This window comes from Kitasatospora sp. NPDC002227 (genome assembly GCF_040296285.1).
Taxonomy (GTDB): domain Bacteria; phylum Actinomycetota; class Actinomycetes; order Streptomycetales; family Streptomycetaceae; genus Kitasatospora.
This window is the reverse complement of the sequence record NZ_JBEOWY010000002.1, coordinates 319,331-336,739: the sequence shown is the minus strand read 5'-3', so window position 1 is coordinate 336,739 and position 17,409 is coordinate 319,331. Positions and strand designations below refer to the sequence as shown.

General features: G+C 75.0%; 10 protein-coding genes and 1 pseudogene. 7 read left to right on the top strand and 4 right to left on the bottom strand.

Annotated elements, in window-relative coordinates; translation table 11 throughout:
* Window positions 1-14 precede the first annotated feature (14 nt).
* Window positions 15-2,669, top strand: coding sequence for an SUKH-4 family immunity protein (locus ABT095_RS03345; protein WP_350527543.1), 2,655 nt, complete (start codon window positions 15-17; stop codon window positions 2,667-2,669).
* Window positions 2,670-2,909: 240 nt separating this feature from the next.
* Window positions 2,910-4,049 (top strand): coiled-coil domain-containing protein, encoded by a 1,140-nt coding sequence (locus ABT095_RS03340; RefSeq protein WP_350527542.1) that lies wholly within the window; start codon window positions 2,910-2,912, stop codon window positions 4,047-4,049.
* Window positions 4,050-4,262: 213 nt separating this feature from the next.
* On the opposite strand, the gene ABT095_RS03335 is transcribed toward ABT095_RS03340, so the two are convergent.
* Window positions 4,263-5,123: a hypothetical protein gene (locus ABT095_RS03335; protein ID WP_350527541.1), complete on the bottom strand. Its 861-nt coding sequence runs from the start codon at window positions 5,121-5,123 to the stop codon at window positions 4,263-4,265.
* 769 nt (window positions 5,124-5,892) lie between these two features.
* Window positions 5,893-6,129, bottom strand: a pseudogene (locus ABT095_RS03330) (RNA-guided endonuclease TnpB family protein); the annotation flags it as partial.
* A gap of 213 nt (window positions 6,130-6,342) precedes the next feature.
* Here ABT095_RS03330 and mfd point away from each other — a divergent pair.
* A complete protein-coding gene (gene mfd / locus ABT095_RS03325) occupies window positions 6,343-9,957 on the top strand; it encodes a transcription-repair coupling factor (RefSeq protein WP_350527540.1) in 3,615 nt (1,204 codons plus the stop codon).
* Between the two features lie 76 nt (window positions 9,958-10,033).
* Here the strand turns inward: mfd and ABT095_RS03320 are convergent, their stop codons facing one another.
* Window positions 10,034-10,603, bottom strand: coding sequence for a DUF4352 domain-containing protein (locus ABT095_RS03320; RefSeq protein ID WP_350527539.1), 570 nt, complete (start codon window positions 10,601-10,603; stop codon window positions 10,034-10,036).
* Window positions 10,604-10,782: 179 nt separating this feature from the next.
* Between ABT095_RS03320 and ABT095_RS03315 the strand changes: the two genes are divergently transcribed.
* Window positions 10,783-12,873 (top strand): N-6 DNA methylase, encoded by a 2,091-nt coding sequence (locus ABT095_RS03315; RefSeq protein WP_350527538.1) that lies wholly within the window; start codon window positions 10,783-10,785, stop codon window positions 12,871-12,873.
* 168 nt (window positions 12,874-13,041) lie between these two features.
* On the opposite strand, the gene ABT095_RS03310 is transcribed toward ABT095_RS03315, so the two are convergent.
* A complete protein-coding gene (locus ABT095_RS03310) occupies window positions 13,042-13,329 on the bottom strand; it encodes a hypothetical protein (protein ID WP_350527537.1) in 288 nt (95 codons plus the stop codon).
* Between the two features lie 173 nt (window positions 13,330-13,502).
* Between ABT095_RS03310 and ABT095_RS03305 the strand changes: the two genes are divergently transcribed.
* Genes ABT095_RS03305 through ABT095_RS03295 form a run of 3 tightly spaced genes read left to right on the top strand, consistent with a single transcriptional unit; the run spans window position 13,503 to window position 17,357 of the window.
* Window positions 13,503-14,039: a hypothetical protein gene (locus tag ABT095_RS03305; protein WP_350527536.1), complete on the top strand. Its 537-nt coding sequence runs from the start codon at window positions 13,503-13,505 to the stop codon at window positions 14,037-14,039.
* Window positions 14,036-15,637, top strand: coding sequence for a serine/threonine-protein kinase (locus tag ABT095_RS03300; RefSeq protein WP_350527535.1), 1,602 nt, complete (start codon window positions 14,036-14,038; stop codon window positions 15,635-15,637). Before ABT095_RS03305 ends, ABT095_RS03300 begins: the two co-directional genes overlap by 4 nt.
* 46 nt (window positions 15,638-15,683) lie before the next feature.
* Window positions 15,684-17,357 carry a serine/threonine-protein kinase gene (locus ABT095_RS03295; protein WP_350527534.1) on the top strand — a complete coding sequence of 558 codons (1,674 nt, stop codon included), beginning with the start codon at window positions 15,684-15,686 and terminating at the stop codon, window positions 17,355-17,357.
* The last annotated feature ends 52 nt before the right edge of the window (window positions 17,358-17,409 follow it).

Genomic DNA, 17,409 nt, shown 5'->3' with positions numbered 1-17,409 from the left:
GGGGTGGGCCGGTCGTGGTGACGTACGCGCAGGCGAAGGAGCTGGCCGAGGACTGGGTCAACGCCGGGGTGCCGCGGTCCGGTCTGCGGGAGGTGCGGGTCCGGGAGTTCGACCTGGGCTTCGTCTGCTGGGCCGGGGAGCCCGGGGACGGCGGCCCTCGCCTGGTCATCGCGCGGGACGGCGGGGCCAGCACGCTCTGGCCGCCGCTGCCGGTCAACGAGGTCGTCCAGCTCTTCGAGGAGACCTACGGGACTCCCGGTGAGCCGAACCCGGCCGGTGCGGCCAAGCCCGTGACGGGCTCGGTCGAGGCCACCTCCTTCCGGCTCAGCCCCCCGCAGTGGGTCAAGGACGCGGGCGAGGCCGCGATCGCCGCCGAGGCGGCCCGGCTGGGCCCGCCGCCGGGGGCGGAGGAACCCGCCGCGGACGCTGCCGCGGACGCCGTCGAGGAGGAGCCGAAGGTCTTCACGGCACCGCCCGCTTCGGAGCGGCCGGCGGGGTATGCCCCGACGATGCTCGCGGCTCCGCCGGAGGGCGCGCAGTCGCAGGGCGGTACGGCGGGTGGCGGGGTGCCGGGCATGCCGCCGATGGTTGGTGGGCCCGGGGCTGTGCCGCCGGTTCCGGGTGTTCCGGGTGTTCCGGGCCAGCCGGGTGGGCCTGGGGTGGCCGGGGCTCCCGGTGTGCCGCCGGTGCCCGGGATGCCTGGGGCTGCCGGGGGGCCGGGCGGGGTGCCGTTCCCTGGTGCGCCTGGCGTGCCCGCTGGTCCGGGGATGCCGGGAGGCCCCGGCGCTCCGGCGTTCGCCGGGCAGCCGGGTGCAGGTGTTGCGCCGACCGGCCCGGGTGGCGTCGGCGTGCCGCCGGTGCCGGGGGGTGCGGGCGTGCCTGGTGTGCCGCCGGTGCCTGGGTTTGCCGGGCAGCCGGGCGGTGCGGGTGCGACGGTCGGTGCCGGGGCTCCTGATGTTCCGCCGGTTCCCGGGGTGCCGGGTGTGCCGGCGTTCCCTGGGCAGCCGGGTGCAGGGGCTGTGCCGGTCGGGCCGGGTGGCGTCGGCGTGCCGCCGGTTCCCGGGGTGCCCGGTGCGCCGGCGTTCCCTGGGCAGCCTGGGCCGGGTGGTGTGCCGCCGCTCGCCGGGGTGACCGGGCAGCCTGGTGTGCCGCCGGTGCCCGGTGCGTCGTCGCCGTTCCCCGGACAGCCGGGGCAGCCCGGTGTGTCTGCGTCGTCGCCGTTCCCCGGGCAGCCCGGGGCCGGTGGGGTGGCGGGGCCGCATGTGCCGTCGGCGGCCGAGTTGGCTGCTGCGCCGCCGCCTCCGCCGGGGGCGGTGGCGGTGCCGTTGCCGCCGCCGGTCGGCGTTGGAGTGCCGGCCCCGCCGCAGCCGGCGATGGCCGGGAAGGCGGATCCGACCGCGCCGCCGCCACCGCCGCCCGCCGCGCTGCTGACCGGGCCGAACCCGGCCGCCGCCGCGATCGCGCACGAGAGCACCCAGCTCGCCCACGCCGTACCCGAGCCGGCCCGTCCGCTCGGCGCCACGCCGCCGCCGGGGGTGCCGTCGGCTCCGGTGGCGCCTGCGGAGGCGCTCGCCCATGAGCCGACCCAGCTCGCCCACGCCGTACCGGCCCCGGCGGTGGCCGATGCCGCGCCGGGCGCCGGGTACGGGTACCCGAACGTGCCGCAGGCGCCGCAGGCCGCCGTGCCGTCCGGCGTGCCCTCGATCGGGCCGGGCAGTGTGGCGGTGGTCAGCTACCGGGGCCCGGACGGCTCGGAACAGAAGCTGATCCACCGCAGCGAGCCGGGCACGCCGCACCCGGAGTGGAAGGCGATGCAGGACCTGCGCCGGCTGGGCGTGCCGCCGGACCAGGTGCTCGAGCTGCACACCGATCTGGAGTGCTGCGAGCTGCCCGGCGGGTACTGCGGCCGGATGGTGCGGGCCTCCTGGCCGAACGTCCGGATCAGCCACACCGCCCCGTACGGCCGGGACCACCAGGCCCGGCAGGCCGGGATGGTGATGCTGCTCGAGCACCTGGACCAGCTGCACCAGGTGGCCGCCGCCCCGCAGCGGCCGCGCCCGGTGCGGGTGGCTCCGCCGGGGCCGGGGGCGGTGCCCGCGCTGCCGCCGATCCCGCCGCAGCAGCTGGCGGCGGAGCTGACGCAGTGGTTCGGGCCGGGCGTGTTCCGGTTCGAGCAGCGGGCCGTGGCGCGGCAGGGAGTGCCTGAGGCGGTGGCCCAGACGCTGATGTGGGCCGGGCTGCCGCGGGACTTCACGCCGTTCTTCTGGGCCCAGGCCCAGGAGGGGCGCCCGATCCCGACCCTGGCCGAGCTGGCCGCCGAGCGCGGGCTGCCCGCCGGGCCGGACTTCGGTGGCTACCTGGTGCTCGGCAACGACTACGGCCGTCAGCTCTGCGTCCAGTACGGCACGGCCGCCGTGGTCGCCGTCGACCTGACCCCGGGCACGGGCGAGGCGCCGCGCTTCGTCAACACCGGCGTCCCCGAGTTCGTCCGCAGCCTGGCCCTGCTCGGCCGGATGTGGCCGCTGCGCTACGGCCTCACCCCCGAGCAGGCCGCCCGCTGGACCACCGACTTCCAGGCCCAGCTGGCCGCCGTCGACCCGGCGGCGCTGCAGACTCCGGAGACCTGGTGGAGCGTGCTCATCGAGCAGTTCTGGGACGGTGTGATGTAGTCCGCGGCACTCCGCGAAACCCCCTGGGCCCGGCCCGGCGTCGTACGACATGGATCAGCGATGCCGGGCCGGGCCCGAGCTCTGCCCCCGGGGTGGTTCTGACGGGGCGGGCGGTGGTGGCTTGCTTGGGGTTTCGAGTTGATCTGCGCAAAATAGGTCAAGAGGACGGTCTGAAGTAGGCCGTTCCGATCATCATCCGGCGATGGGCTGCGCAGCCCGCGAGCACGAGGGGAAGAGCCCATGAGTGACGTCTCCCAGACCGGCTTCACGGCTGCCCGCAGGGGGTACGCGCCCGAGCAGGTCGACCAAGCGCTGGCGGCGCTGACCGCCGAGCGGGACAACGCCTGGGAGCGCCTCGCCGTGCTCGGCGCCGGCATCCGGGAGATGGAGAAGCGGCTCGCGGACGTGCGGCAGGCCGCCGCCGACGCCCCGGAGCCGGACTACGGCGTGCTGAGCGAGCAGGCCGCCAAGCTGATGGGCATCGCCGAGGCCGAGGCGCTGGCCGTCCGGGAGGCGGCCGAGCGGGCCGCCGAGGACGAGCGGGACGCGACGTACGACGCGGGCCAGCTGCTGGACGCGCAGAGCAAGGAGTACGCCGTCACCACCCGCAGCGAGGCCGACCAGGCCGTGCGGCGGACGGACGAGCGGAGCCGGGCTGAGGCTGAGCGGATCCGGGCGGAGGCGGACGCGGACGCCCGGGCGATCCGGGACGCCGCGACGGCCGACGCGGCCAAGATCCGGGTCGGCGCGGCGGAGGCCGAGGAGCGGGCCGAGGGCAAGCTGGCCGAGCTGCGCCGCCGGGCGGACGAGATGTTCGCGGCGGCCGAGACGCGGGCCGACGCGGAGGACACCAAGATCTCGGCGACGGCCGAGCGGCGGCTCAAGGAGGCCGAGCAGCACCGGGAGACGGTGCTCGGCCAGATCAAGCAGACCGAGGTCGAGGCCCAGGCCAAGGCCGACCAGCTGGTGGACGCGGCCCGGCGCGAGGCGGACAGGATCCGGACGGCGAGCGAGCGGGAGCAGAAGGAGTTCGCGGCACGGCACGAGATCGTGCAGCAGCACCTGGACCACATCAAGGGGACCCTGGCAGCGCTGACGGGTGCGGCGGTCGGTGCCATCGAGCCGGAGGCGGCGGCCGGGCCGCTCGCGCTGGAGGCTGCCGCCGCTCCGGAGATCGCGCCGGTGCCGGAGAAGCCGTGGGAGAAGAAGGCGGAGGCGGACGGGACCATGGTGCTGCCGACCGTGCCGCCGAAGCCCCCGGCGCCGCCCGTGACCGAGCCGGAGCCGGAGACCCGGATCGTCCCGAAGATCGTGATCGTGGACGACGGCTCCTCGGGCTACGACACCCTGCCCAACACGGTGGGCCGCCGCCGGAGCTAGGCCCTCTCTTTCGGATCACGCCGGGCGGGCGCCGCCGATGCACGCACCCCAACGACGCCCGCTGATCCGACGTGATCCGAAAGAGAGGGCCTAGGAGTGCACTGGCGATCTTGAAATCGCGCCCAGCTTGCACCAGATTGCCCCGATCGACATTTACCGGCGAACTCGGGCAAGGCGGGCGGCCGGAGAAAGACCTTCAGCAAACTCCTAGGCCTACGGGTTCAGCAGCTTCGCCAGGCGGGCGTTCTGGTCCTTGAGGGCCTGCTGGTGGTCGGTCAGGGCCGTGGTGTTCTTGGCGATCTGCTGGCGCTGGTAGCCGGCCAGGACGGCGAAGTAGCGGCCGGCCAGGTCGGTGCTGGTGGTGCAGGTGGCGTCGGCGCGGGCGGCGGACTGTTCGGCGGGGGTGACGGCCGGGGCGGTGCGGTAGCGCTGGAGGAGGGCCTCGGGGGTGGTGGCCGGGAAGCCGGCGGTGGTCATGCAGGCGGACCAGGCGCGGGTCGCGTCGACCACCCGGGTGTCCTGTTCGGCGGCCTGGAGGGACTCGGCGAAGAGCCGGTTGACCAGTTCGGTGCCGAGCTGGTCGGTGGGCTTGAAGTCGTCGGCTATCCGGCGGTCGCACTCGACCCGGGCGCTCGCGTACGCCTCGGAGTCGTCGGTGACCTTCGGGGCCGCCTTGACCGCCGCCTTGGGGTGGAAGCCCTGGTCGGCCGGGCCCAGGTAGCCCCAGGCGCCGGCGGGCAGGGCGGTGGTGCCGTCCGGGGTGGCGCCGCTGCGGTAGTTGTCGGCGGTGAAGGAGCCGAAGCCGGCCCGGTGCATGCAGGAGACGGCCAGCGAGGTGCGGATGCCGGCCTGCTCCTCGAGGGTGCGGTCGTCGGGCTGGTAGGCGGCAAGCGGCAGCGCGGCCATCCCGGCCTGGCCGGACTCGGGGGCCTGCGGGGTGCCGGTGACCGGCGGCTCGGTCGGCCGGTCGGCGGGGGCCTTGTGCCGGTCGGCGGCGCAGCCGGTGAGCAGGACGGCGAGCGTGGCGGCGAGCACGGCGGCCGTCAGGCGGCTCCGGCGGGCTGGGTGGTCCACGCTGACGATCCAATCCGCGCGGCGTGGATGGGGGAGTGCGGCCGCGCCCGTTCGGACCCTAGCCCGCTCGTTCCGGGGGCTCCAGCGGTTAACGGCGCCTCGGGGGTGAGCTGCGTCACGCGGCCGTTCCCGCCGCCGAATTGGCATGTACGTGATATATGAGTCCGGGGATCCGGCGAGGCGTCAGAGAAAGCCCGGGTGGCGGCAATTCGGGAAATCCGCGAAAGGGTGCGGGCGAAACAGTTCGGGTGCCCCGGCGGCGGCCGGATTCCGGTGGCCCGGCGCGGCGGCAGAACCGCAGGTCACCAGGTGTCGTGGCGCCCGCCAGGAAAGGGCGCCACGACTCCCGGCGAATGGGCAGGGCGCCCCCACCCAGGGCCGCCCGGCCTCGTGCACTCCCGACCCCCATCGGGGTGCACCCGGCTCCGTCGCAGCCATCCCCCACGGTTGGGTGCGGCGGGCACGAACACCATCCTGCACGGCGACCATGGACAGACAGTGACAGGAATATGTCCATTCCATGTGATGTCAACGTGACCCGGCCCTGAAGGACCGGGCTCGGAGGTGGGGCGCAGCTGGCTGTTGCGTGGCCTCCTCCGTCTGAGCCACCTATGGTGCGGTGGCTGGGACGCGTGACTCACGCCCCGCGGTCCACACCGCAGCGCCCTTGCGGGCGATGTTGTGGGACGCTCCCCCAGCCTTCGGCCGGGAGGTGCCCCCTTCGTCCGCGTGCATGACAGTCCCGCAGGAGCGGCACACGAAGGTCGCTCGCGCCTGGGGAGCAGGCGAGACGGACGTTCCTCAACCGGCCGCTGGTGGCCCAGACGGAGACGGTCTGCCGGTCCAACTGCCAGGACAGGCAGCGGTCGTCATACGGCTGCGCGGCCTCGGGCCGGAAGGTGACCGGCTTGGACTCCGCCTTGATCCGGCGCTTGGAACCGGGCCTGCCGAGGTTCCCGGCCCGGATGTTCGCCGCGAGCGTGGTGCAGGCGTCGCGGACCTTCCGGCCGTGAACGGCCGGGGTTCCTCGCAAGATCACGCTGAAATTTCTTCCTGCCGCTCGCCCCGCCCGACCGTCTCGGCCCCGCTCCCCACCCGGCGTCGGCTCCGCGGCGTAGTCTTGAGAACCCCGGGCGCGCCGCGTGCCGGGCTGTTCGCGTTGCCCGGCCGGTGAAGTCGGCGCCTGGGCACCATCCGAGCCAACGGGACGAATAACTCGATGAGCCTTGCCGGACTGCTCGATGTCGTCGTACGGGATGCCGCCCTCGCCGAGGCGATCGAGGCCGCGGCCACCGGGCGCCGACAGCACCTGGATCTGGTCGGCCCGCCCGCCGCGCGGCCGTTCGCGGTGGCGGCGCTGGCCCGCTCGCTGGCCCGGGAGGCCGGGGAGCGCGGCCGCCCGGTGCTCGCCGTGACCGCCACCGGCCGCGAGGCCGAGGACTTGGCGGCCTCCTTGCGCTCGCTGCTCCCGCCGGACGCGGTGGCCGAGTACCCCGCCTGGGAGACCCTCCCGCACGAGCGGCTCTCCCCCCGCTCCGACACGGTCGGCCGCCGCCTCGCGGTGCTGCGCCGGATCGTGCACCCGCGCGCGGACGATCCGGCCGCCGGGCCCGTGCAGGTGATCGTCGCGCCCGTCCGCTCGGTGCTGCAGCCGCAGGTCAAGGGCCTGGCCGAGCTCGAGCCGGTCGCGCTGCAGCGGGGCGAGCAGCACGACCTGGACGCGGTGGCCCGGCGGCTGGCCGCGGCCGCGTACGCCCGGGTCGAGCTGGTCGAGAAGCGCGGCGAGTTCGCCGTGCGCGGCGGCATCCTGGACGTCTTCCCGCCCACCGAGGAGCACCCGCTCCGGGTGGAGTTCTGGGGTGACGAGGTCGAGGAGATCCGGTACTTCAAGGTGGCCGACCAGCGCTCGCTGGAGATCGCCGAGCACGGCGTCTGGGCGCCCCCGTGCCGGGAGCTGCTGCTCACCGACGAGGTGCGGGAGCGGGCCGCCGCGCTGGCGCAGAGCCACCCGGAGCTGGGCGAGATCCTGGACAAGATCGCCCAGGGCATCGCCGTGGAGGGCATGGAGTCGCTGGCCCCGGTGCTGGTGGACGACATGGAGCTGCTGATGGACGTGCTGCCGTCCGGTTCGGTGGCCGTGGTCTGCGACCCGGAGCGGGTGCGCACCCGGGCGGCCGACCTGGTGGCGACCAGCCAGGAGTTCCTGCACGCCTCCTGGGTGGCCGCGGCCGCCGGCGGCGACCGGCCGATCGACCTGGAGACCATCGACGTCTCCGCCGCGTCGCTCCGCTCGCTGGCCGAGGTGCGCGAGCACGCGGCCGAGATCGACCTGCCCTGGTGGTCGGTCAGCCCGTTCGCGACCAGCGACTCGGCCCTCGACGGCCCGCTGGAGTTCGACGCGTCCACCCTGACCATCGGCATGCACGCCGTCGAGGCCTACCGGGGCGACACCGCGCGGGCCATCGCCGACGCCAAGGAGCGGCTGGCCGCCGACTGGCGGGTCGTCATGGTGACCGAGGGCCACGGCCCGGCCACCCGCCTCGCCGAGCTGCTCGGCAACGAGGGCATCCCGGCCCGCCTGGTGGCCGACCTGACCGAGCCGCCGACCCGGGACGTCGTCCACGTCTCCTGCGGCTCGATCGAGCACGGCTTCGTGGACGAGACGCTCAAGCTCACCGTCGTCACCGAGACCGACCTCTCCGGCCAGAAGTCCTCCACCAAGGACATGCGCCGGATGCCCTCCCGGCGCCGCAACGCGATCGACCCGCTGGCCCTGCAGGCCGGCGACTACGTGGTGCACGAGGCGCACGGTGTCGGCCGGTACGTGGAGATGGTGCAGCGCACCGTGCAGGGCGCGACCCGCGAGTACCTGGTGCTGGAGTATGCCCCCGCGAAGAAGGGGCACCCGGGCGACCGGCTCTTCGTGCCCACCGACCAGCTCGACCAGGTGACCAAGTACGTCGGCGGCGAGGCCCCGACGCTGCACCGGCTCGGCGGGGCGGACTGGGCCAAGACCAAGCAGCGGGCCAAGAAGGCGGTCAAGGAGATCGCCGCCGACCTGATCAAGCTCTACTCGGCCCGGATGGCGGCCCCCGGCCACACCTTCGGCCCGGACACCCCCTGGCAGCGCGAGCTGGAGGACGCCTTCCCGTACGCGGAGACGCCCGACCAGCTGACCACCATCGCCGAGGTCAAGGCGGACATGGAGAAGTCGGTCCCGATGGACCGGCTGATCTGCGGCGACGTCGGCTACGGCAAGACCGAGATCGCGGTGCGGGCCGCCTTCAAGGCCGTGCAGGACGGCAAGCAGGTCGCCGTCCTGGTGCCGACCACGCTGCTTGTGCAGCAGCACTTCTCCACTTTCGCCGAGCGGTACGCCAACTTCCCGGTGATCGTGAAGGCGCTGTCCCGGTTCCAGACCGACGCCGAGGCGAAGGCCGTCCTGGAGGGGCTGTTCGACGGCTCGGTGGACGTCGTGATCGGGACGCACCGGCTGTTCTCCAGCGAGACGCGGTTCAAGGACCTCGGGCTCGTGATCGTGGACGAGGAGCAGCGGTTCGGTGTCGAGCACAAGGAGCAGCTGAAGAAGCTGCGGGCCAACGTGGACGTGCTGACCATGTCGGCCACGCCGATCCCGCGCACCCTGGAGATGGCCGTCACCGGCATCCGGGAGATGTCCACCATCACCACCCCGCCGGAGGAGCGGCACCCGGTGCTGACCTTCGTCGGCCCCTACGACGAGAAGCAGATCTCGGCGGCGATCCGGCGCGAACTGCTGCGCGAGGGCCAGGTCTTCTACATCCACAACCGGGTGGAGTCGATCGACAAGGCGGCGGCGCGGCTGAAGGACCTGGTGCCCGAGGCGCGGATTGCCACCGCGCACGGGCAGATGGGGGAGAGCCAGCTGGAGAAGGTGGTGGTCGACTTCTGGGAGAAGGAGTTCGACGTGCTGGTCTCCACCACGATCGTGGAGTCCGGCATCGACATCTCCAACGCCAACACGCTCATCGTCGAGCGCGGTGACACCTTCGGCCTCTCCCAGCTGCACCAGCTGCGCGGCCGCGTCGGCCGTGGGCGCGAGCGCGGCTACGCGTACATGCTCTACCCGCCGGAGAAGCCGCTGACCGAGACGGCCCACGAGCGCCTGGCCACCATCGCCCAGCACACCGAGATGGGTGCCGGTATGTACGTGGCGATGAAGGACCTGGAGATCCGCGGCGCGGGCAACCTGCTCGGCGGCGAGCAGTCCGGGCACATCGCCGGGGTCGGCTTCGACCTCTACATGCGGATGGTCGGGGAGGCCGTCGCGGAGTTCCGCGACTCGCTGGCGAGCGGCGGAGCGGTGGTGGAGGAGGAGCCGCTGGAGGTGAAGATCGAGCTGCCCGTGGACGCCCACGTGCCGCACGACTACGCCCCCGGCGAGCGGCTGCGCCTGCAGGCGTACCGCTCGATCGCGGCGGTCAACTCGGAGGAGGACATCGCGCAGGTCCGCGAGGAGCTCAAGGACCGGTACGGGAAGCTGCCGGAGCCGGTGGAGAACCTGCTGATGGTGGCCGGGCTGCGGCTGTACGCCCGCCGCTGCGGGATCTCGGACATCACCCTGCAGGGTTCGAACGTCCGGTTCGGGCCGGTGGAGCTGCGGGAGTCGCAGGAGCTGCGGCTGAACCGGCTCTACCCGCGCAGCCAGGTCAAGGCGACAGCCCGTCAGGCGCTGGTGCCGCGGCCGGGCAGCGGGCGGATCGGCAGCAAGCCGCTGGTCGGCCGGGAGCTGCTGCAGTGGTGCACCGAGTTCCTGACCACGATCTTCGACGATCTGGCGGGGACGAAGAAGTAGTAGTCACTGCTTCCTCGGTGAGCGGCGGTCTCAGGGTGTTTCCTGGGGCCGCCGCTGCTGTGTGCGACGGCTCTGTTCACAGCGCCCACTGGCCGGTCTGCTGGGCGAAGCCGCTGTCGAGGGCGAACTGGACCTTGGCGAGCTTGGCGTCGGCGGGCACCTCGAAGGTGACGAAGCCGAGCGCGCTCTCGCCGGAGGCGATGGTGGCGGGCACCTGGAAGGCCGGGCCGGCCTTGGTGTCCTCCACGCCGGCGCCGTAGGCCTGGCCCTGGGCGTCGATCAGCTTGGCGCTGTTCTGCGGGGCGTCGTTGTAGCCCTTGGCGCCGGTGGCCTTGATCCGGAACTGGACGGCGACGAAGCGCTTGCCGTCGGCGGGCTTGGTGAACTCGTCGGCCCCCTCGGCGTTGTCGGCCAGCTTGACCACCGTGACGTCGGCGGTGGTGCCGGCCTCGCTGCCCTTGAGCGCGATGGTGTCGCCAAGCTTGGCGGCCGAGCCCTTGGCGTCGCTCTTGGCGGCGGAGCTCTTCGCGGGGGCGGCGGCGGAGGTCTTGGCGGTGGTGGAGACCGAGGAGTCGGTCGGGCCGCAGGCGGTGGCGCCGAGGGTGACGAGGCCGGCGGTGAGCAGCAGGGCGGCGGTGCGGCGCATGGCGATTGCTCCTTGAGCGAGTCGGGCGGCCGGCGTTTCCGGCGATGGGTAGATCACACCATCAGCTGTGAACGCTGTCAACACTGATTCGCGAAACTGCTCTGTTCACATGTGAACTCGTCGAGGGGTGGCGCTGACTATGCTGTGTGATCACACCCGCTCAGCAGAGGAGGCGCCGGATGCCGGACCGTCCCGAGGTGACCGCCGTCGAGATCGCCCGCCTGGCCGGGGTCGGCCGCGCCGCGGTCAGCAACTGGCGCCGTCGCCACGCCGACTTCCCCCGCCCGGTCGGCGGCACCGACAGCAGCCCGACCTTCCGGCTGGACCAGGTCGAGGGCTGGCTGCGCGCCCAGGGCAAACTCGCCGAGCTCCCGCTGCTCGAGCGCGTCTGGCAGCTCCTGGAGACCGTCCGCGACCCGGCCGGCCACCCGGCCGCCCCGCTGGTCGGCGCGGGCGCCTTCCTGCTGCTGCACCACCGTGAACTCACCAGCTGGGCCGTGCTCGCCGCGGAGGACGACACCCGGGTCGCCACCGCCCTCCCGCGCACCCTGGCCCGCTTCACCACCCGGCTGCTCGGCCCCGAGGCCACCGAGCTGCTCGCCCTCCCCCGGCTGCTCGGCAGCACCGAGACCGAGCTCGCCCGCCGGCTCTCCGAGCTGGCCCTCGCGCACGGCGCCCCCGCCGCGTACGAGCAGCTGCTCACCCGCTACGCCGAGGCCAACACGCGCCAGCTCAGCCCCACCCCGCCCGAGGCCGCCGCCCTGCTGGCGGCGCTCGCCGAGGGCGCCGGGAGCGTGCTCGACCCCGCCTGCGGGCTGGCCGACGTGCTGCTCGCCGTGGCGCCGGCCACCCCCCGGTACGCCCAGGAGCTCGACCCCGTCCTGGCGGCCCTCGCGCTGCTGCGGCTCGCCCTGCACACCCCGCTCGACGCCGCCGAACCGCTCGCCCTCACCGTCCGCCCCGGTGACTCGCTCCGCGCCGACGCCCACCCCGGGCTCACCGCCGGGGCCGTGCTCTGCCAGCCCCCGTACAACGAGCGGGACTGGGGCCACGACGAGCTCCAGTACGACCCGCGCTGGCCCGCCGGGCAGCTGCCGCCGCGCGGCGAGTCCGAGCTCGCCTGGGTGCTGCACTGTCTGGCCCGCACCCGCCCCGGCGGCACCGCCGCCCTGCTGCTGCCGCCGACCGTCGCATCCCGCCGGGCCGGCCGCCGGGTCCGGGCCGAGCTGCTGCGCACCGGCGCGCTGCGAGCGGTGGTCGCCCTGCCTGCCGGGGCCGCGCCGCCGTACGGTGTGCCGCTCCACCTCTGGGTGCTGCGGCGCCCCGAGCCGGGCGACGACTTCCGCCAAGTCCTGCTGCTCGACGCCGGTTCGGGCGCCGAGGGCGGCCGGGAGCGGATCAACTGGCCCGAGCTGCACGAGACCGTCACCGGCGACTGGCGCGCCTTCGACGCCGCCGCCCGCAGCGGCGCGCCGCTGCCCGCCGACCGCCCGGGCCGCTCCCGGGCCGTCCCGGCGATCGACCTGCTGGACGACGAGACCGACCTCTCACCCGCCCGCCACCTCCCCCCGCCCGCCCGCACCGCCGGCCTCGGCCACCTGCGGGCCCGGCTCACCGAGCTCCTCGACGGCCTCGGCGACCCGGCCACCGCGCTGCCCGACCTGCCCGACCTGCCCGAGACCGACCACCCCGAGCCGGTGCCCACCGTCACCGTCGGCGAGCTGATCCGCAGTGGCGCGCTCGAACTCCACTCGGCCGGCGCCGGGGCCCCGACCGGCGGCAGCGGCGGCATCCGGGTCCTGGACGGCCAGGAGCTGGCCGCCGGCACGCACCCCACCGCCTTCCTCGCCCCCGGCGCCGACCGGCCCGCCGTGCTGGCCCGCCCCGGCGACGTCCTGGTGCACGCGCTCGGCGGCGCCACCGCCCGCACCGTCCGGGCCGGCGGCCCCTACGACGGCATCGCCCTCGGCCGCCAGCTCCACCTGCTGCGCCCCGACCCGGAGGCGGTCGACCCCGACTACCTGGCCGGCCAGCTCCGCTCCACCGCCGTCACCCGCCGCGCGGCCAGCCACGCCTCGACCACCACCCGCCTGGACCTGCGCCGGGCCGAGCTCCCCCGCCTCCCGCTCCAGGCCCAGCGGGACCTGGGCGCCGGCTTCGCCCGGATCGCCGCCTTCGACGAGACCCTCCAGCAGGCCGCCGCCCTGGGAGCCCTGCTGGCCCAGGAGCTGACCGACGCGGTCGCCAGGTCCGGTGGTCGCACGGCCTGAGCGCGCGATCCGGTCGGAGCGTGCGGCTCACCCCGGCTCGTCCCACCGCTACTGGCGCTGCTCGAACCAGCGCTCGAGGCCTGCGCGCCAGCGGGCCGCGTTGCTGCCGTCCAGCTGGCCGGCGGTGGTCGCACGGCCTGAGCGCGCGGTCCGGTCGGAGCGTGCGGCTTACCCCGGCTCGTCCCGCCGCTGCTGGCGCTCCTCGAACCAGCGCTCGAGGCCTGCGCGCCAGCGGGCCGCGTTGCTGCCGTCCAGCTGGCCGGCGAAGGCCCGGTAGGCGGCCGGGGCCAGGGCTGCGCGGTCGGCGGGCCCGGCCGAGGCGATCGCCCAGAGCGCCCGCGCGGTGTCGTTGTCCAGCCCGGTGCAGGAGCGCGGTCCGCCGCCGGTGATCACCCGCTCCAGCTCCCGGTGGAAGATCTGGCGCAGTTCCTGGTCGGTCGGCCGACCGTGGCGCATTCCGGCCCCCTTCGATGTCGAACCCGAACTCCCGTCCGCCGGAGGAGACTCGGGCGCCCGGGGGGTCGGTTCCGCCCGCCGTCCGGCCGCCCGCCCGGGCCTGCGCACCTGCTGCCGCGTCCGGCGTGGCTGTACCGTTTCCCCGGGGAATCGAGCCGGTAGGGGAGGCGGCGTTGGCGAGTGGTGCGCGGTTGGGGTGGCCCGGCCGGTTGGTGTGCTGCCTGGTGCCGGTGCTGACGCTCGGGATGGCCGGGGTGGTGCCCTCGGTGGTGCTCGCCGTCCGGCGGCGCCGGCCGGCGGACGTGATCTGGGCGGTGGTGTTCGGGCTGCTCCAGCTGGGGGTGTACGTGGCCCTCGGCCTGGTGCCCACCGAGGACCACGGCAACGCCAGCGTGCTGGCCGGCTTCGCCGTGGTCACGCTCTGGCTGCTGGCCCCGGTGCACTACCTGGTGCTGGACCTGCCCCGCTTCTGGCCGCAGCCCAAGGCCGAGCAGGTGCTCGCCCCCGGCTACGGCTACCCGCCCTACCAGGCTCCCGCCGCCTACGGCCCGCCGCTCGGCTACGGCCCCCAGGCCGCCGCCCAGACCCCCGCCGCCCCGGCCCCCGCCACCCCGGCTGCCGCTGCCCCCGGGCCCGCCCGGGCCGGTGACGACCTGCAGCAGCTCGGCGAGCTGCTGCGCCGTCAGGTCCGGGAGGGCGGGCCGCAGTGAGCCGTCTGATCGGCGGGCGCTACCGCCTCGCGGAGAAGATCGGCCACGGCGGCATGGGCCAGGTCTGGGCCGCCTACGACGAGCGGCTGGACCGCCGGGTGGCGGTCAAGCTGCTGCGGACCGACCGCCTGCTGGCCGCCACGGCCGGCGGGGTGACCGGCAGCCGGGGCGAGGAACTGCGCCGCCGCTTCCTGCGCGAGTGCCGGATCACCGCCGCGCTGGACCACCCGGGCCTGGTCACCGTGCTGGACGCCGGGGAGGACGAGGGCGAGCTGTACCTGGTGATGCAGCGGGTGCCCGGCCTGAGCCTGGCCGACCTGCTGGCGGAGGAGAGCCGCCTCCCGGTGGCCCGGGCCGCCGCGGTGGCCGCGCAGATCTGCGCCGCCCTGGCCGTGGTGCACGCCGTCCCGGTGGTGCACCGGGACTTGAAGCCCAGCAACGTGATGGTCCGCCCGGACGGGCGCGTCGTCGTGCTCGACCTCGGTATCGCCACCGCGCTGGACGCCGACACCACCCGCCTCACCCTGACCGGCGCCCCGGTCGGCAGCCCCGCCTACATGGCCCCCGAGCAGGCGCTCTCCGCGACGGCCGACCCGCGCAGCGACCTCTACGCGCTCGGCTGCATGCTGCACGAACTGCTCACCGGCGAGGCGCCGTTCCGCGCGCCCACCGCGATCGGCCTGCTGCACCGGCACATCGGCGAACCGCCGCCCTCCGTCCGGGAGCTGTGCCCCGAGGTGCCCGAGCCGCTGGAGCGGCTGGTGCTCGACCTGCTCGCCAAGCGGCCGGACGACCGCCCGGCGGACGTCCAGCAGGTGTACGAGCGGCTGCTCCCGCTGCTCCCGCCCTCGGCGGCGGCCCCGCAGCCCCGGTACGGCGCACTGCCGGACCCGACCGCCCCGTACCGGCACCCGCACCAACCCCAGCCCCGCCGGGTGGAGTTCACGCCGCCTGCGGCAGTGCCCGCGCCGCCGCAGGCGCCGGACGTCAACGCCGCCTGCGCCGAGCTGGCCGATCTGGTGGCGGCCCGGCGCAATGCCGAGGTGATCGACCTCGCGGCCCGGCTGCTGCCCCGCGCGGAGGCCGAACTCGGGCCCGCCGCGCCGCCGGTGCGCACCATCCGGACGATCTACGCGCACACCCTGCTGCAGGAGCGGCAGTACCGGGCGGCGCTGCCCGAGTACCGCCGGCTGGCCGCCGCGGCGGAGGCCGAACTCGGCCCGCAGCACCCCGTGGTGCTCGACCACCGGCGCGGCGCCGCGCTCTGCCTGGAGCACCTGGGGCAGGGCGCCGAGGCGCTGGCCGAGTACGGGGTGCTGCTCGGCCACTGGGGCGCCAGGCTGGCGGCCGGTCTCGACACCGACCCCGAACGGGTCTTCGAACTCCGCGAGAAAGTCGGTCTGCTGACCGCCTCCGGCGGCGATCTGGAGGGCGCCTGGCAGAGCCTGGTCCAACTGCTCTTCGACCGCGAACGCCGCCTGGGCCCGCACCACCCGGAGGTCCGCCGCCTGCGCCAGACCCTCGACCAGCTGAACGCCCACCGCACCACCACCGCCCCCGGCCGCCCGATCCCCGGCAACCCCTACGCGACCGGCTGAGTCGCTCAGTACGCTGTCGTTCCCAGGGGAGAGGTGGGGGAGCAGCGTGGCGGAGCAGGGGCGGGCGGGGCGGCTGGTCGGTGGGCGCTACCGGCTGGTGGCCGAGCTCGGGGCCGGGGGGTTCGGGCGGGTCTGGCGGGCGGTGGACGAGATGCTGCGGGTCGAAGTCGCCGTCAAGGAGGTCTGGTTGCCCCCGGCGTCCTCGCCGGAGGACCAGGCGGCCCGGCTGGCCCGGGCCCAGCGTGAGGGCCGCAACGCCGCCGCCCTGCGCGACCACCCCGGGATCGTGGCCGTCCACGACGTGGTGGTGGACGGCGACGCGCCCTGGATCGTGATGCGGCTGGTCGACGGCGCCTCGCTGCAGCGGCAGTTGGACCGGTACGGCCCGATGCCGCCCGAGCGGGCCGCCGAGCTCGCCCGGGTGCTGCTCACCGCGCTCGGCGCCGCGCACGCGGCCGGGATCACCCACCGGGACGTGAAGCCCGCCAACGTGCTGCTGACGGCCGACGGGCGGCCGCTGCTCACGGACTTCGGCATCGCCGTGCAGGCCGCCGACACCCGGCTGACCACCACGGGCAGCCTGATCGGCTCGCTGGAGTACATGGCCCCCGAGCGGTTCGAGGGCGTGGACACCCCGGCCGGTGACTTCTACTCGCTCGGGGTGCTGCTCTACGAGGCGGTCGAGGGGACGTCCCCGTTCCGCCGTGAGACGCCGACCGGCACGCTCGCGGCGGTGATGCTCGGCGAGGCCCCGCCGCCGGTACGGGCCGGCTCGCTTGGGCCGCTGATCACCGCCCTGATGGCCCGCCGCCCCGAACAGCGCCCGAGCGTCGCCACCGCCCTGGCCCTGCTCGGGCCGGCCCCCGCCCCGGCGCCGCCCGAGCACCCGCCGACGGTGCTCGACGTCCCGCAGTTCGAGCCGGCGCCCGCCGCCGGCCCCCGGGCGGGCAAGGTGGCCGGCGGCGTGGCGCTCGCCCTGGCGCTGGCCGCCGTGGCGACAGTGCTGGCCGTCCACTTCGCGGGCAACAAGGACGGCACCGACGGGCAGCGGGCGGCGAGCCCGCCGCCCAGCTCGGCGCCGGCCACCAGCCCGGCCCCGGTGGAGAGTTCGAGCCCCAGTACGCCCGCGGTCCGCCCGAGCGCCTCGGCCTCCTTCGACGCCACGCTGCTGAACGACAGCTCCACCGACCCGGCGCCGTTGAGCACCGCCGCCATGCTGCCGGCGACCTTCACCACCAAGAAGGACGGGAAGTTCCACCGGGTGGCGAGCGGCGTGCAGCCCTGTGCCGCCCCGCGCATGAGCGATGACGTGAAGGGCCTGCTGAGCACCGACGGCTGCACCTCGGCCCTGACGGCCGACTACCTCGGGCCCGGCGCCGACGGCTCGGAGGCGGTCATGGTCTCGGTCCAGATCTTCCCGCTCGACAACGCGACCAAGGCCCAGCGGTTCTACGACGGCATGTGGGCGCCGGGCGAGCCGGACGACAACGGGGAGTTCGGCTTCTGGTGCCCGACCACCGGCACCGGCAAGAACGTCTGCTCCGACGGCGGCTGGGGCCGGCAGGGCTACCACCAGCACCTCGCCGTGCGGAAGCGGTACGTGCTGGAGGCGACGGCGCTGTACTTCGACAACTCCACCAAGCGCGACGACTGGACGCAGGCCGCGGCGACGGCGGCCACCCTGGCCGTGGGGCCGGACTACTACCTCACCACGCGGTAGCGGAGCGCCCGACTCCCGTACAGGAGTTCAGCTTTGAGCCGTTCGGGTCAAG

Excerpts from the sequence above, each read along its gene's own strand:
- mfd (WP_350527540.1), top strand. The coding sequence starts at position 6,343 with ATGAGCCTTGCCGGACTGCTCGATGTCGTCGTACGGGATGCCGCCCTC.
- ABT095_RS03340 (WP_350527542.1), top strand. The coding sequence starts at position 2,910 with ATGAGTGACGTCTCCCAGACCGGCTTCACGGCTGCCCGCAGGGGGTAC.
- ABT095_RS03310 (WP_350527537.1), bottom strand. The coding sequence starts at position 13,329 with ATGCGCCACGGTCGGCCGACCGACCAGGAACTGCGCCAGATCTTCCAC.
- ABT095_RS03315 (WP_350527538.1), top strand. The coding sequence starts at position 10,783 with ATGCCGGACCGTCCCGAGGTGACCGCCGTCGAGATCGCCCGCCTGGCC.
- ABT095_RS03320 (WP_350527539.1), bottom strand. The coding sequence starts at position 10,603 with ATGCGCCGCACCGCCGCCCTGCTGCTCACCGCCGGCCTCGTCACCCTC.